The organism is Collinsella sp. AF04-24, from assembly GCF_003465685.1.
GTDB classification, from domain to species: domain Bacteria; phylum Actinomycetota; class Coriobacteriia; order Coriobacteriales; family Coriobacteriaceae; genus Collinsella; species Collinsella aerofaciens_AP.
This window is the reverse complement of record NZ_QSBK01000003.1, coordinates 1-15,154: the sequence shown is the minus strand read 5'-3', so window position 1 is coordinate 15,154 and position 15,154 is coordinate 1. Positions and strand designations below refer to the sequence as shown.

General features: G+C 59.8%; 12 protein-coding genes. All 12 read right to left on the bottom strand.

Going from position 1 to position 15,154, the window contains the following annotated elements:
• Positions 1-9: 9 nt before the first annotated feature.
• Positions 10-1,029, bottom strand: coding sequence for a phospho-N-acetylmuramoyl-pentapeptide-transferase (gene mraY / locus DWV32_RS01620; RefSeq protein WP_089571579.1), 1,020 nt, complete (start codon positions 1,027-1,029; stop codon positions 10-12).
• Positions 1,030-1,032: 3 nt separating this feature from the next.
• A complete protein-coding gene (gene murF / locus DWV32_RS01615) occupies positions 1,033-2,457 on the bottom strand; it encodes a UDP-N-acetylmuramoyl-tripeptide--D-alanyl-D-alanine ligase (protein WP_117757000.1) in 1,425 nt (474 codons plus the stop codon).
• Between the two features lie 127 nt (positions 2,458-2,584).
• Complete coding sequence (locus DWV32_RS01610) at positions 2,585-4,285, bottom strand: penicillin-binding protein 2 (RefSeq protein WP_316242580.1); 1,701 nt, start codon at positions 4,283-4,285, stop codon at positions 2,585-2,587.
• Between the two features lie 182 nt (positions 4,286-4,467).
• Complete coding sequence (locus DWV32_RS01605; RefSeq protein WP_117756998.1) at positions 4,468-4,938, bottom strand: hypothetical protein; 471 nt, start codon at positions 4,936-4,938, stop codon at positions 4,468-4,470.
• Between the two features lie 90 nt (positions 4,939-5,028).
• Positions 5,029-5,994, bottom strand: coding sequence for a 16S rRNA (cytosine(1402)-N(4))-methyltransferase RsmH (gene rsmH, locus DWV32_RS01600; protein ID WP_117756997.1), 966 nt, complete (start codon positions 5,992-5,994; stop codon positions 5,029-5,031).
• A 20-nt stretch (positions 5,995-6,014) separates the two neighbouring features.
• Positions 6,015-6,449, bottom strand: coding sequence for a division/cell wall cluster transcriptional repressor MraZ (locus DWV32_RS01595; RefSeq protein WP_035137949.1), 435 nt, complete (start codon positions 6,447-6,449; stop codon positions 6,015-6,017).
• A gap of 462 nt (positions 6,450-6,911) precedes the next feature.
• A complete protein-coding gene (locus DWV32_RS01590; RefSeq protein ID WP_187361802.1) occupies positions 6,912-7,853 on the bottom strand; it encodes a site-specific tyrosine recombinase in 942 nt (313 codons plus the stop codon).
• Positions 7,854-7,855: 2 nt separating this feature from the next.
• Entirely contained in the window at positions 7,856-9,517 is a 1,662-nt protein-coding gene (locus DWV32_RS01585) for a CTP synthase (protein ID WP_006234274.1), read from the bottom strand.
• 178 nt (positions 9,518-9,695) lie between these two features.
• The gene (locus tag DWV32_RS01580; RefSeq protein ID WP_117655154.1) at positions 9,696-10,034 is read right to left on the bottom strand and encodes a hypothetical protein; all 339 of its coding nucleotides are present in this window, start codon (positions 10,032-10,034) and stop codon (positions 9,696-9,698) included.
• A gap of 256 nt (positions 10,035-10,290) precedes the next feature.
• Positions 10,291-11,772: a DUF1846 domain-containing protein gene (locus DWV32_RS01575; protein ID WP_006234276.1), complete on the bottom strand. Its 1,482-nt coding sequence runs from the start codon at positions 11,770-11,772 to the stop codon at positions 10,291-10,293.
• Between the two features lie 603 nt (positions 11,773-12,375).
• Positions 12,376-13,863, bottom strand: a complete 1,488-nt coding sequence (locus tag DWV32_RS01570; protein WP_370448191.1) for a YfcC family protein — start codon at positions 13,861-13,863, stop codon at positions 12,376-12,378.
• 138 nt (positions 13,864-14,001) lie between these two features.
• Complete coding sequence (gene argF, locus DWV32_RS01565; RefSeq protein WP_006234279.1) at positions 14,002-14,997, bottom strand: ornithine carbamoyltransferase; 996 nt, start codon at positions 14,995-14,997, stop codon at positions 14,002-14,004.
• Positions 14,998-15,154 lie beyond the last annotated feature (157 nt).

Here is a 15,154-nt window from a genome sequence, read left to right as displayed (position 1 = left end):
GAAAGACCACTATCCCAACTGGAAGAACAGAGCAAGGCCAACGGCACCAAAGGCCGCAGCGATAATCCAAAAACGGATGACGACCTTGGTCTCGGCCCAGCCCTTCTTTTCGAAATGATGATGGATGGGTGCCATAAGGAAGACGCGCTTGTGCGTAAAATGGAAGTAGACAACCTGAATCATGACCGACAGGGTCTCAACGATAAACAGGCCGCCGATGATGAGGGAGACGACCTCGGTGTTGGTCATGATGGACGTGCAGGCAAACGCGGCGCCCAGAGCAAGCGAGCCGGTATCGCCCATAAAGATGCTCGCCGGATAGCAGTTGAACCACAGAAAGCCCAAGCAGGCACCGGCACACGCGGTACAGAAGATGGACAGGTTCACGTCTCCGTGCAAAAACGCCATGGCAGCCATGGCGAGCATGGCGATCATGGAGGTGCCGCCAGCAAGACCGTCAAGGCCATCGGTCAGGTTCACGGCATTAGAAAGACCGGCAATCATCAGCCAGCAAAAGACAATATAGAGCCACGGGAACGAATAGCCGCAGATGGTGGTCGAAAGCACGCCAAGGTCGATCGTCAACCCACCGGGAAAACGAATCTCGGGGGCGACGCCGCACCAGTTGACGGCAAGTACCGTAAAGGTGACACAGATAATGGTTAGGCCGATCATCTTGGCATGAGGCGTCAGACCGAGCGAGCGCCCATGCGTAACGGAGGTCAGGTCGTCGATCAGGCCCAGCACGCCGGTCGCCAGCGTGGCGAGCAGTACGAGTACGAGCTCGGTGGTGAGCTTGCCCATCAGCAGGCAGGTCAGCGAGATCGCGACGAGGATGACAACGCCACCCATGGTGGGCGTTCCCTGCTTAACCAAATGACGCTTGGGGCCGTCGGCACGAACCTGCTGGCCGATACCCTCGACCTTGAGCAGCTTGATCCACCACGGCATGAGCAGCAGCGCAATGGCTGCGGCGATGCCAAGCCCCAAAAAAGCCTGATACGTTGGATACGAGGGATTGCCGAACATGGGCTAGCACACACCTTCCACAAAGCGGTCGAGCTCAACAAAGCGGGAACCCTTGACCAGTACAACATCATGTTTTTCAAGCGCGCCGCCCATGCGGTCGAGCACCTGCTGATAATCGGAGAACACCTGGATGCGGTCCTCGTCCATGCCCATCATGCGTGCGGCATCGGCCATAAGCTGGGCCAGCTCACCACCCACGCACGCCAGCATGTCGAGCTTCTTGGCGGCGGCATAGGCGCCCACGAGCTCATGCATGCGAGGAGCCTCATCGCCCATCTCGCCCATCTCGCCCAGGATCGCCATGCGAGACCCCGTGCACGAAAGCGAGCACAGCAGATCGAGGCCAGCAGCCATGGATTCGGCACTGGCGTTATAGGAGTCATCGATGACGCGTGCACCGCTCTTGGCGCGCTTGATCTCCTGGCGGTGTCCGGTGATCGTGAGACCCCTAAAGGCAGCATCGATCTGCTCGGGCGTCACGCCCAGGCGATAGGCAACCGCGGCGGCCTTAACGGCATTAGGAACGGACTGCACGCCGGGGATGGCAAGCATGGTATCGATCGTCTCGCCCTGGCCAAAATCGAGCGTAAAGACCGGACGGCCTTCGTCATCAACGCGAACGTCGCGGGCACGGACCTCATCATCGTCCGAGACGCCGGCCAGCATCACGTCGATACCAGCAGGTTGGGCGAACGTGTCGCGAATGAACGGCGTAAAGTCGTCCTCACCGCCCAAAACCAGCAGCGGCAAATAGTCGCCAGCGGCGCACATGCCCTGAACGATCTCGGCCTTAGCGCGGGCGATGTTCTCGCGGCTGCCCAAAATGCCGATATGAGAGGTGCCGATCTTGCTCACGATGGCAAGGTTGGGATTGGCAGACTGAGACAGGCGCTCGATCTCGTGGAAATGGTTCATGCCCATCTCGAGCACCAGGACCTCGGTATCGGCCGGAGCGGAAAGCACCGTGAGCGGCATGCCGATCAGGTTATTGAAATTGCCCTTGGTGGCCCAGACACGATAGCGCTTGGCGAGCACAGCGGCGAGCACGTCCTTGGTCGTCGTCTTGCCGATGGAACCGGTAATGCCAACGACCAGGCAGCCAAGCTCCAGGCGATACGCATGCGCCAAACGCAGCAGAAACTCCTCGGGATCATCGGTCAGCAAGATGGCACAGCCCTTGTCCTGCGCCAGCGAGACCAGCTCGGCCTCGGGCTCACGCGTCATCACGACGGCGCCGGCACCCGACTGGACGGCACGGGAAGCAAAATCATTGCCGTCGACGTTTTCACCGGGAAAGGCGACGAAAATCGTCCCTTCCTCGACCTGGCGCGAGTCGATAACGCACCCGCGGCATACCCGATCGGCTTCTCCCGTCACGGTTCGGGCCCCTGTTGCGGCCGCGAGGTTGTTGACGGCGATCTCTATCATTGCAGCTCCCCTGTAAACCTAATAATGCTATCGGCGTATTGTATCCCAGCGCCGCGTATGCGTGGTGCAGGGCATGTGAACACCCCTCATATGGGACAACAAACCACGCCCCAAAGATTGTAACCCCCTACTTCGTGTGCGGGATACCCAGCACGTCGAGCGCGTTGGCCATAATGAACTGGAACGGAACCGCAGCGGCATCTGAGCCGCTCGGCGTTCCGTCGAGCGTGATATAGCACAGCACCTTGGGCGATTGTGCCGGTGCAAAGCCCATAAAGGACGACATGTAGTTCTCCTTGAGGTAGCCGCCGTTCTCGTCGGCACGTTCGGCCGTACCGGTCTTACCCGCCACGTCATAGCCGTCAACCGCGCCGCCAACGCCCGTTCCCTCCGACACGACCGTCTGCATGCACGATGTCACCTGGGATGCGGCATCCTCCGAAATCGCGCGCTCGCCTTCGCCCCAGTCCTTCTCGTCACCTTTGCTGGACTTATAGAAGTGCGGGGTCATCATCACGCCGCCGTTGGCGATGCCGCCCACGGCACGTGCGATCTCAATCGGCGAGACAGACAGCGCCTGTCCAAAGCTCATCGAGCCCAGCGTGGCGCCGTCATACTGGTCACGCTCCTTGACGATGCCCAGGCTCTCGCCCGGAAAATCGACACCAGAGCTGTGACCGATGCCCCACTTGTCCACATAGGCGGCAAAGTCGTCGGCACCGATCTTGCGCCCCACCAGGACAAAGCCTACGTTGGACGAACGGCGCATCATCTCGCGCACATCCATGGTCATGGCATAGTCGCGCTTGTCGGCATCGGTGACGGTATCGTCGCCCACCTTGATGCTCGCCGGCACCTCAAACGACGTACTCGACCGCACGACACCCAAGTCGAAGCCGGCGCCCGCCACGAGCGTCTTAAAGGCCGAGCCGGGCTCGTAGGCGTCGGTGACCAGGCGCAGGTTCATATCCTCGGTCTTGGCGTTTTCCAGATCGGTCTGGTCGTAAGTCGGGTACGAGCAAGCAGCGAGAATTTCACCGGTCGTGGGGTCGGTGACCAAAGCCGAGCCGTTCTTGGCCTTAGTCTTCTCGACAGCCTCTGCCAGGGCATCCTCGGCCGCACGCTGGATATTGACGTCGAGCGTCGTCACGATATCAACGCCGTCGACCGCAGCCACCTTTTTATAGGCACCGCCCGCGATATAGCTGCCGTCCCTCGCGCGTTCGCGTACGAGAGAACCGTTCGTACCGGTCAGAAGCTTGTTGTATTGCTTTTCGAGACCCGTCAAGCCGTCGTTGTCTACATTCACTACACCCAGCACCTGCGATGCCAGATTGCCGTATGGATATACGCGCTTCATAGCCTGCTCAAAAAGCACGCCGGGCAGGTTCTTCTTCTCCAGCGCCGCAGCATCGTCTTCGTCCACCTGGCGCTTGATATACACCCAGGTTCCATCGGACTCAACGAGCTTGCGGCAGGTCTTTTTATCGATTCCAGTTGCCTTGACCAGCGCCGACACCGTCTTGTCAACATCCTCGACAAGCTGCGGGTTCACGGCGATGTTGCGACATTCGACCGACGACGCCAGCACGTTACCGTTGCGGTCGTAGATGGTACCGCGTTTGGCATAGAGGGTCTGCGCAAGCAGGCGGCGCGCATCGGCACGCTCGCGCAGTTTATCGGCTTCGACAATTTGATAGTCGGCAAGGCGAAAGACGCCCAAGCCCAAGCCAAGCCCAATGAAGCCCATGACGGCTTTGCGGCGAGGCAGAGGCGTGCCTGTGAGCCATTCGGTCGACGAACTCTTGCGCGACCTGGTGTTATGCACTTGGGGGCCGCCCGAGCCGCAAAGTCGCGACGCCGGGTCGTTGCCACGGGACTGCCCGGCGTTGTAAGATTGCCGACCCGTTCCTTGATAACCAGAACGCCCCCGCGACGAGGGACGTCCAGAACCGCGGCCCCCATCGGAACCGCGGCGATAGTCATTTGTCATACTCAGCTACCGTCTTGCTACTGAGCGGTCGCGGTCGCGTTGGCGCCCGCGGCTGCATCCTGCGAAAAGTCAAGTGTAACGCTCTCGCTGGGCTCCACCATGCCGTAAGCGCCCGCAAGGTCGCGAATGCGCGTGTCGGCGCCATAGACCGAATGCATGACCTCCAGGTCGGAGCTCTCATCGGTCGCCTTTTCGAGCGTGTTGGTAAGCTCGGCGTTGCTGTTGAGCACCTGGGCCGTAACGCCGGCGAGCGCCACGCGGGCGACGCCGATCGTCATGAAGATGGCCGCAATGATGCAAAACGTTTTAAGAACGCTCATGAAAACCGGGCTTACCGCCTGGTTTGCCTGACGGCCCGCGCCCGTGTAGACATCAAAGCGCGGCGTGCGCTGCTCGCGGGGAGCAACGGGGGCCTGCGGTGTCTCACGATAGGCGGGCATGGCGCTCATATCATAGGCGAGTGCTGCGTTTGAAGTGTTGTAGCCCATGATATGCCGCCTCCCATCCCGAGTACGTTGGTAGTGTGTTTAAGCTTCGTTTATGGTGCGAGCGGGAGGTCCAATATCGCGCGGTCGCGTCTACAGACGCTGCGCCACGCGGATCTTGGCTGATCTCGCCCGAGGGTTGCGCGCAACCTCATCGGGTTGGGCAACCAGGGGTTTGCGGGTGATGACCTTGAGTATCGGCACGTTGCCGCACACGCACACCGGAATCTCCGGCGGACACGTGCACCCCTGGCTCATCTCCTTAAAGTGGTTCTTTACGATACGGTCCTCGAGCGAGTGATACGAGATGACGCAGATGCGTCCGCCCGGGTTGAGCCACCTTGTGGCGGCGTCTAGCCCTCGCTCGAGCACATCGAGTTCGTGATTGACCTCGATGCGAATGGCCTGGAAACTTTTCTTGGCTGGGTGTCCGCCATGCCGACGAGCGGCAGCGGGGATACCAGCCTTGATGATCTCGACAAACTGACCGGTGGTTTCGATCGGTTCTTGCTCGCGGCGGCGCACGATCTCGCGCGCGATCTGCGAGGCGAACTTCTCTTCGCCGTAGACGCGTAGAATCCGGGCGAGGTCGTGTTCGTTATAGGTGTTGATGACCTCAGCTGCGTTTAAGGTGTTATTACCCGGATCCATCCGCATGTCCAATGGGGCGTCCTCGTTATACGAAAAGCCCCTGCCAGGGATATCGAGTTGCGGTGACGAAACGCCCAAATCGAACAGGAAGCCATCGACCCCGGGCACCTCGGCCGAGCAAAGCAGCTCGTCCAAGTCGCCGAAGTTGCCCTTCAGCAGCTGGTGCGGAACGCCGGGAACCTCGCGGTCCAGACGGGCGCCAGCGGCCTCGAGGGCCATGTCGTCCTGATCGACGCCGAGCAAAAGGCCCGTCTCCCCCACCTGCGCGGCCATCTTTACCGAATGGCCGGCACCGCCAAGGGTGCAATCGCAGACAACGGAGCCGCTCTTTAGCCGCAGCGATTCAAGTACTTCGCCGAGCATGACAGGTTCATGCCGATATTCTTGTGTCAAGATCCCACGCTCCATCCGTTACCCGTGCCTTGCCCTTACGAGAAGAAGAGGTCCAGCAGGGCCTCATCGTCATCGTCCTCATCGGCCGTAGCGCGGTCCCAAACCTCAAGGTGGTCGTAGTTGCCCACAACCGTGACCTCGCGGTCGAGGTTCGCCTGCTTGCGGAGAGACTCAGAAAGACCGATACGACCCGCGCTGTCCACATCCATCGACGTGGTGCGCTTGTTGATCGCCCTCATGAGCTTCTGGTCGTTGATGTCACGCGGGTTAAAACCCTCGTGGCCCTCACGACCCGCGAAGAGTCCTTCGACCCACTTATCGAAGGCCTCGGCAGAGAACACGTACAGAGCATCGACATCCAGGGCTTTAAACACGCGAACGTGCTCTCCAAGCTCCTCACGAAGGGGTGCAGGCAGGGACAGACGACCTTTTGCATCGAGATTGCGCTCGTATGCACCCGTCATTCCCATGTGCGCCCTCCCCTCGGTTACTCAGATGGCACGTACGCGGGGAACCACCCCGCCTGTCGACGTCATCAATAATATGGGGAACCGCCCCATTTTTCAACACCTTTCCCCACCCCTTCCCCCACCCCGCCCCATCATTCCACACCCAATATGCTGTAAAACACCCCCGAGCATATGTTCGAAAACACAATATGTTGTGTTTGCAGCAAAGGCGGGATGCCACCTGTAGAACCACGCCCGCGAACCTCAACCTTCAAGTTGACCTTGAGGCGATTTTTACGTCCCTTTACACGCCGTTCACATCGCCCCCAAACTCCCCCACCCACGGCGCACATGGCCCACCACCGCGTCGGTGTCTGGCGAAAAATGAGACGGGCCCCAGATTGCTCATGCGCGCAAAAGTGCGTCGCGACAATCTGGGGCCCGTCCCCCTTAATATGTATAAATATGCAGGTCAGCGAGGTGCTAGCAATGTGCCAGCGGATGCGCCGCCAGATAGACCTCGGTCAGTTGCGTGCGGTCGACATGCGTGTAGACCTGCGTGGTCGAAATATCGGCATGGCCCAAAATCTCCTGCAGCACACGCAGGTCGGCACCGCCCGCGAGCATGTGGGTGGCAAAGGAGTGGCGCAAGGTATGGGGATGGAGCCCCACCAGCCCCACCTGGCGCCCATACCGCTCGCATATCGCATGCACGGCCTGGCGCGACAGGCGACGTCCGTTCTTATTTAAAAAGACCGCCGAGGTCTCGGTTCCGCGGGCATGGGCCGCCAAGCGAGAACGTCCCTCAGTTACATAGAGCGTCAGAGCTCGCGCCGCGCTTCCCACCAGTGGGGACAGGCGTTCCTTTGAGCCCTTACCGCGAACGAGTACAAAGCCATCGTCAATATGGATATCGCCCACATCGAGCCCAACCAGCTCACTCACACGCAAACCGCATCCGTAGAGCACTTCCAAGATGGCATGGTCGCGCAGTCCCATCTCGCCCTCGGGAAAGTCTTGATCGAGCAGCGCCGAGACATCCTCCACCGATAGATACTCCGGCAAACGCTCAGCCTTTTTAAGCAGGCGCAACGCCGCCGTCGGGTTTTGGGCCACGGCCCCATCGCGCACCAAAAAGGCATGCAGGCCCTTCACGGCAGCAAGCGCGCGCTCCACCGAGGCGTCGGAATAGCCTCCGCCGCGGCGATCGGCGACAAAGCCCTCCACGACCTGACGGGTCACCTCTTCAAAAGACACAATACCCGCCCGCTCCAGATAGGCGCAGTACGTCGTCAGGTCACGACGATAGGCCACAATCGTGTTGCGCGCCAAGCCCCGCTCGACCGCGAGGTAATCGAGATACTCCCCCGCCGCCACGGCGAGCGACGAGGGAGTAGCTTCGGTATGTTCCTTATTCGCCGGCACCCTTAGTCCGTAGCGAGGTTCATGGGCGTCACCTGCAGACGGTCGACACCCTCGTGCTGGCCAATCGAAGCACGCACGAACTCGCGGAACAGCGGCTGCGGGTTGGTCGGGCGGCTCTTGAACTCGGGATGAGCCTGGGTTGCCACATACCACGGATGCACGTCGCGCGGCAGCTCGACCATCTCGACCAGGCGCTCGTCAGGCGACAGACCCGAGATAACCAAACCGGCGTCCTCGAGCTGGTCGCGGAAGGCGTTGTTGAACTCAAAGCGGTGACGGTGACGCTCGTAGACGAGTTCCTCGCCATATGCCTCGCGAGCAAGGGTATCGGCAGCAAGCTTGCACGGATAGGCACCCAGACGCATGGTGCCGCCCTTCTCAGTCACGTCCTCCTGCGAGCTCATCAGGTCGATGACGCTATACGGACCATCCGGATCGAACTCAGAGGAGCTGGCGCCGGCAAGGCCGACGACATTGCGGGCGAACTCACACACGGCCACTTGCATACCCAGGCAAATGCCCAGATACGGAATCTTGTGCTCACGGGCAAACTCGGCCGCGAGGATCTTGCCCTCCAGGGCGCGCTTGCCAAAGCCGCCGGGGACCAGGATGCCCGAGGCGTCGCCTAGAACCTCGGAGACATTCTGCTCATCGAGGCTCTCGCCGTCGACTAGCTGGACGTCCACATGGCGATCGTAGAAGACGCCCGCATGGTGCAGGGCCTCGATAACCGACAGGTACGCATCGGGCAGCTGCGTGTACTTACCAACGACGGCAATCTTCACCTTGTCGGCGTGATGGTTGGCGTGATTCTGTTTGCGCAGGAACTCGTTCCACTCGCTCATGTCGCGCTCACGCGGATCCAGACCCAGGCGCTCGCAAATGCGCAGGTCAAAGTCCTGCTCGGCAAGCAGCTGCGGAACATCGTAAATGCTCGCGCAGTCCTCGTTGGTAAAGACGCAATCGGTGTCGACGTCGCAGAAGCTTGCGATCTTTCCGCGGATAGCGTCATCGATATGGTGGTCGGAGCGCAGCACGATAATATCGGGCTGGATGCCAAAGCTGCGGAGCTCCTTGACGGAATGCTGCGTGGGCTTGGTCTTGACCTCGTGGGCGGCGGCGATATAGGGAACGAGCGACACGTGGATGTAGCAGACGTTCTCGGGGCCGGCCTCCTTGCGGTACTGACGGATGGCCTCGACAAACGGTTGGGACTCGATGTCGCCGATCGTGCCGCCCAGCTCGGTGATGACTACATCGGAGCCGGTCTGCTCCTCGATGCGGCGAAACTTGTCCTTAATGGCATTGGTGACGTGGGGAATCACCTGCACGGTACCGCCCAAAAAGTCGCCGCGACGCTCACGGGCGATTAGGCTTTTGTAGATGGCACCGGTCGTAAAGTTGGAATCGCGGGTCAGGTTCTCATCAATAAAGCGCTCGTAATGACCCAAGTCCAGGTCGGACTCGTAACCATCCTCGGTAACGAAGACCTCACCATGCTGGAACGGGCTCATGGTACCGGGGTCGACGTTCAGATACGGGTCGGCCTTCTGCATCGTTACTTTGTAGCCACGCGACTTGAGCAGACGGCCCAGCGAGGCCGCGGTGATACCCTTGCCCAGGGACGAAACCACGCCGCCGGTTACGAACACATGCTTGGTCATATTGAGTTACCTGCGCTTCCCGTAGAAGTTGTTTATCCACATCTTACGGGTCTTCATTGTAATACTCGCGCCGCGGACCGTTCGCAATTTTTCTCGCGTGCGATTGCATTTCTCAATCTTGAAACAAAACGCCGCCCGGTTTCCCAGGCGGCGTCGCTATGGCAAGGGTTACATGCTGCTATCGATCAGCAACCTCGTCCTCAAGCATTTCCTGAACGAGCATGCCGGTACGGACGCCCTCAAGATACCACTCGCCACGTTCGGTGAGGCAAATGCCATTTGCAAGCTGACCGCCGTCGTCGCTATAACGCGAGACGACATCAATCATGCCTTCGGAATCCAAGCGATCGATTGCGGCGCGGGCACGATACGGCGAAACCCCCACGCGCTCGGCAAGCGTTTTGCGCGAGAAACCATACGGCCCGCCATTGTCTTCGGTTTGCTGGGCGATCTCCATCAACACCAGTACCTCGACACGCTTCATATCGTTAACACTCGCACGACCCTTGCCCGCCATAGCAGCCTCCTCAAACCGAGCACGAGCATCTAACGCACCGTGCGCGACCGACACACCTCACGATGGCAGGTAATATCCATCATGCGGCATCCCGCTAAGGATGAAACAGTTACGGTTATTTTATACCGCTCAAATTGTTTCTAGGCAGGTAAACGGCTATTTTTCGCCGAAATAGGCGCTTTATTGATCAAAAAGCCGTACCGGGCGCTAACCCGATACGGCCAAAATGCAATGCAATTACCGCGGTGCTTCAAACTTAGCGATGGAAGAAACCGCGGCGCTCAAACTTGGGCTCGCAGCACACGTTGATACCCAGTTTGCGCAGTACCGTCTCGTCCGTCGGCGAGATAATCACGCTAAAGAAGGCATCGCAACCGCGCAACTGCTCCAGGCCCGAAAGGACGCGAGCGGCCGTCTCACTCGTGGCCGAGGTGATCGACAGCGCCATAAGCGTCTCGTCGGTGTGGAGGCGCGGGTTTTTGCTGCCCAGGAAATGCGTCTTGAGCTTGCTGATGGGCTCGATCGCCTCATCGCTAATGACCTCGAGCTCAAGGTCGACGCCCGAGACATGCTTGAGGGCGTTCATAATGAGCGAACTTGCGGCGCCCAGGCGCGTGGAGGTCTTACCGGTCACCACGGAGCCATCGGGCATGACCATGGCACCCACGGGACCACCCGTCAGCTGCTCCCTGGTGAGGGCCGCCGAGCGTGCCGGTGAGTAGTTCTTATCGATGCCGGCTTTCTTCATAATAATCTTGAGACGGTCGACTTGCTCATCGCCCACGCCGGTACGGCGCACATTTTCGACCGCGGTAAAGTAGCGGCGGACGATCTCCATCTTGGAAGCGTCGCGGCAGGCATCGTCATCGGTGATGGCAAAGCCGACCATATTGACGCCCATATCCGTAGGGCTCTGGTAGGGGCTCTTGCCCAGGATCTTTTCCATCAGGGCACGGACTACCGGGAAGGCCTCGACGTCGCGGTTGTAGTTGACCGTGGTCTTGTTGTAGGCCTCAAGGTGGAACGAATCGATGATATTGGCGTCGTCGAGGTCAGCCGTGGCGGCCTCGTAGGCAATATTGACCGGATGCGTCAGAGGAAGATTCCAGACCGGGAAGGTCTCAAACTTGGCATAGCCGGCGGCGGTACCGTGCTTATGCTCGTGATACAGCTGCGAGAGGCAAGTGGCGAGCTTGCCCGAGCCGGGGCCGGGCGCCGTCACGACGACGAGCGGACGAGTGGTCTCGACAAACTCGTTCTTGCCGTAGCCATCGTCGGACACGATCAGATCGACATCGTGCGGATACCCCTCGATGGGATAGTGCAGCTTGGCGGGAATACCGAGCGCGTTCAGGCGGTTGCGGAACACATCGGCAGCAGGCTGGCCGGCGTACTGGGTGATGACCACAGCCGCGACGGCAAAGCCGTTGCCGCGGAACAGGTCAACCAGGCGCAGCACATCCTCGTCATAGGTAATGCCAAGGTCACCACGAGCCTTGTTTTTCTCGATGTGGTTCGCGTTAATCGCGATGATAACCTCAACATCGTCGGCGATGCTCTTGAGCATGCGGAACTTGCTGTCCGGTTCAAAACCCGGCAGCACGCGGCTCGCATGATAGTCATCGAACAGCTTACCGCCAAACTCCAAATAGAGCTTGCCACCAAACTGCGAGATGCGCTCCTTAATGTGAGCAGCCTGCAGCTCGATATACTTCGCGTTGTCGAAACCCTGGCGCATATATGGCTCCCGTCCCGTTTCCATTTAATGTCTTAGGCGATTATAACGGAGCCTGCCCTCCCCGATGCCCAGGCCATCAACAGGCACCAACCAAACACGCCATCGATAAGTTGCGGTGAAATAGCTCCTGTTTAACCCCTCAAGACGGCCAAACGGGAACTATTCCACCGCAACTTCCCCTTTTGGCGCAAAGTAACCTGACCCCTTTGCACCAACAGCAGAAACGTCGCGGGCAGAGAACGGACAGCGAACAGGCACCAGAGCGAGCAAGCCGCCCCCTGCGCCAACAATGGCAGCGCCGCAGGGTGAGCATAAGTCAGCGAAAGCCCACCAGAGCGAGCAAGGTGACGTGAAAGAGGAGGGCATAGGCCTTTTGGCCATGCCCGACGATTGAACGTCAGATTGCCGCTCTGGCGGGCTTGCAGCGTCGAGTGGTTCCGGCGTTTGGTAAAACGCCGGAACACAAGAGCGCCCCCTCCCGCGCACGGAACGGGAGGGGGCTAAAGGTAGGAGTCTACCGGTGGGTTGACCCCACCGGAAAGACGATGACCAGGTGATCCTTTGCAGGATCGTCAAGGTTTCCGTGGGGTACCCGTTGGGTACTTAGAGCATCACGCAGGCGACGGTCAGAATGATGGCGCAGGCGACGGAGAGAGCGACGATGAGCTTGAGAGCAAACTTGAGCCAGGTCGTCCACTCGATCTTAGCCAGAGCGAGACCGCCCATGATGGCACCAGAGGTCGGGGTGAACAGGTTCACGACGCCGATGGCGGCGGAGAAGATCATGACCATGACCTCGGGCGAGAAGCCGAGCTTAACAGCCAGCGGTCCCATGATGGGCATGGAGACAGTAGCCATACCGGAGGTCGAGGGGATCAGGAAGGACAGGCCGAAGTAGACCAGGAAGCTCATGGGAGCGAAGATCACGCCGGACAGGCCAGCCAGAGCATTGGCGGCAGCGTCGAGGACGTAGACGTCGAGGCCGGTGCTAGCCATGAGGACGGAGATACCACGGGCGAGAGCGATGACGAGGACAACGGACATCATGTCGGCAGCGCCGGTGATGAAGGTGTTGACGATCTGCTTCTCGGACAGGCCACCGATGATACCGATCAGGACAGCCATGAGGAAGAACCAGGTGGAAGCCTCGTCGAAGTACCACTGGCCAATGGGCAGGCCGGTGATCAGGGCAGACCAGCCCTGAACGATGGCGTTACCGTCGGCGTCATAGACAGCGCCAGCATCGAAGAAGTTGGCGACGCCCTCGTTGAGGTCGGCCAGCGGGATGAAGCCGACGATCATGACGACGAAGGTGAAGGCAAAGGCGATCAGAACACCCTTCTGACGACCGGTGAGCTTGACCTCCTTGTGAACCTCGGAAGCAGCCTTGCCGTGAGCCTCTTCGGCGTCCTTGAGCTCCTGCATCGAAAGGATGGTGGAACCCTTGTCAGCCTTGACCTTCTTGGCATAGCTCATGACGAAGAGGATGGACATAACAGTGGTAACAATCCACAGGACGGCACCGAGGCCGATGATGATGGACTGGTTGACCTCAATGCCAACGCCGGTCAGAGCGTCGACGGCAGCGCCGACGGCGAACGGGTTAACCGTGGAGCCCAGGCAGCCGCAGCCAGCGCCGAGCAGGACGGTGGCAGCACCGACCATAGGGTCGAAGCCAGCAGCCATCATGGTGGCGGCGAGCAGGGCGTAGAAGGGAACGGTCTCCTCGCACATACCATAGGTGGTACCACCGAGGGAGAAGATGAACATCAGCACGGGAATGAGCATGATCTCATTGCCCTTAAGCTTCTGCACCAGAACAGCAATGCCGTTGTCCAGGGCGCCGGTCTCGGTCATCATGCCGAGGAAGCCGCCGAGGATCATAACGAAGAGGCAGACGGGCAGAGCGTCAGCGAAGCCCTTGACCGGGGCGGTGCAGAAATCGCTCAGGCGGGCAGCGGTAACCGCGCCACCGGACGTACCGGAGACGATAACGGTAACAACCGCGACGATTGCCAGCAGAGCAAGAAGAATGGTGAACGATGAAGGCATACCGCGCTTTTTCTTAGCGGTCTCAGTCATAGTTCTCATCCCCCCTTCATAAATCATTTACTGATCTCGCCCGAAGCGGCTCTTCCGTGCCGTGCATGTCGCTCGGTGCGAGATTTTTACCAGACAAAAGCGCTCGGGGTGCGCAGGAATGCACCCCGAGCGAGATGCTAGATGCTCTTACTTGAGCGTGGCGTACATGACAGCCTTGATGGTGTGCATGCGGTTCTCGGCCTCGTCGAAGACCTTGGAAGCGGGGCTCTCGAAGACCTCGTCGGTGACCTCCTGCTCGGTGATGCCGAACTGCTCGCACTTCTCGGCGCCAATGGTGGTGTTGGTGTCGTGGAAGCTGGGCAGGCAGTGCAGGAAGATGGCACCCGGGTTGGCCATAGCCATGACCTCGGAGGTGACACGATACGGGGTGAGCTGAGCGATGCGCTCGGCCCAGACCTCGTCAGGCTCGCCCATGGAGACCCACACGTCGGTGTAGATAACGTCGGCACCGGTGACGCCGTCCTTGACGTCGGTGGTCAGCTTGATGGTGCAGCCGTTGGCCTCGGCGATGGGCTTGCAGGCCTCGATGACGTCGTCAGCGGGCATGCACTCCTCGGGGCCGCAGGCCACGAAGTTCATGCCGAGCTTGGAGCAAACGACCATGAGAGAGCGAGCAACGTTGTTCTTGCAGTCACCCATGAAGACGAGGGTCTTGCCCTTGATGTCGTAGTTGAAGTTCTCCTGGACGGTCAGGATGTCGGCGAGCATCTGGGTGGGATGCCACTCAGTGGTCAGGCCGTTCCACACGGGCACGCCGGACTTAGCAGCGAGCTCCTCGACGTCGTCCTGGGCAAAGCCACGGAACTCGATGCCATCATACATGCGGCCGAGAACACGGGCGGTATCCTCGATGGACTCCTTCTTGCCCATCTGCGACGAACCCGGATCGAGGTAGGTGACGCCCATGCCCAGATCCATGCCGCCGACCTCGAAGGCGCAGCGGGTACGAGTGGAGGTCTTCTGGAAGAGCAGAACGATGTTCTTGCCCTCGAGATAGCGGTGCGGAACGCCAGCGCGCTTCATATCCTTGAAGTTCTTGGAGAGCTTGAGCAGGTACTCGATCTCCTCGGTGGTGAGGTCGAGGAGCTTGAGGAAGCTACGGCCGGAGAGGTTAACACCCATGGTTCGTTTCCTTTCGAAGAAATGAATTACGTAAGTATTAGTGTCGCCCGTTTGACGGGCGAAACCGGTGCGGTTGTAGGGAGACCGCACCGGAAACGGAAAGACTTAGAGGTCCTCGCGCCAGAAGGGCATGCTCATGCAGCGCGGGCCGCCGCGG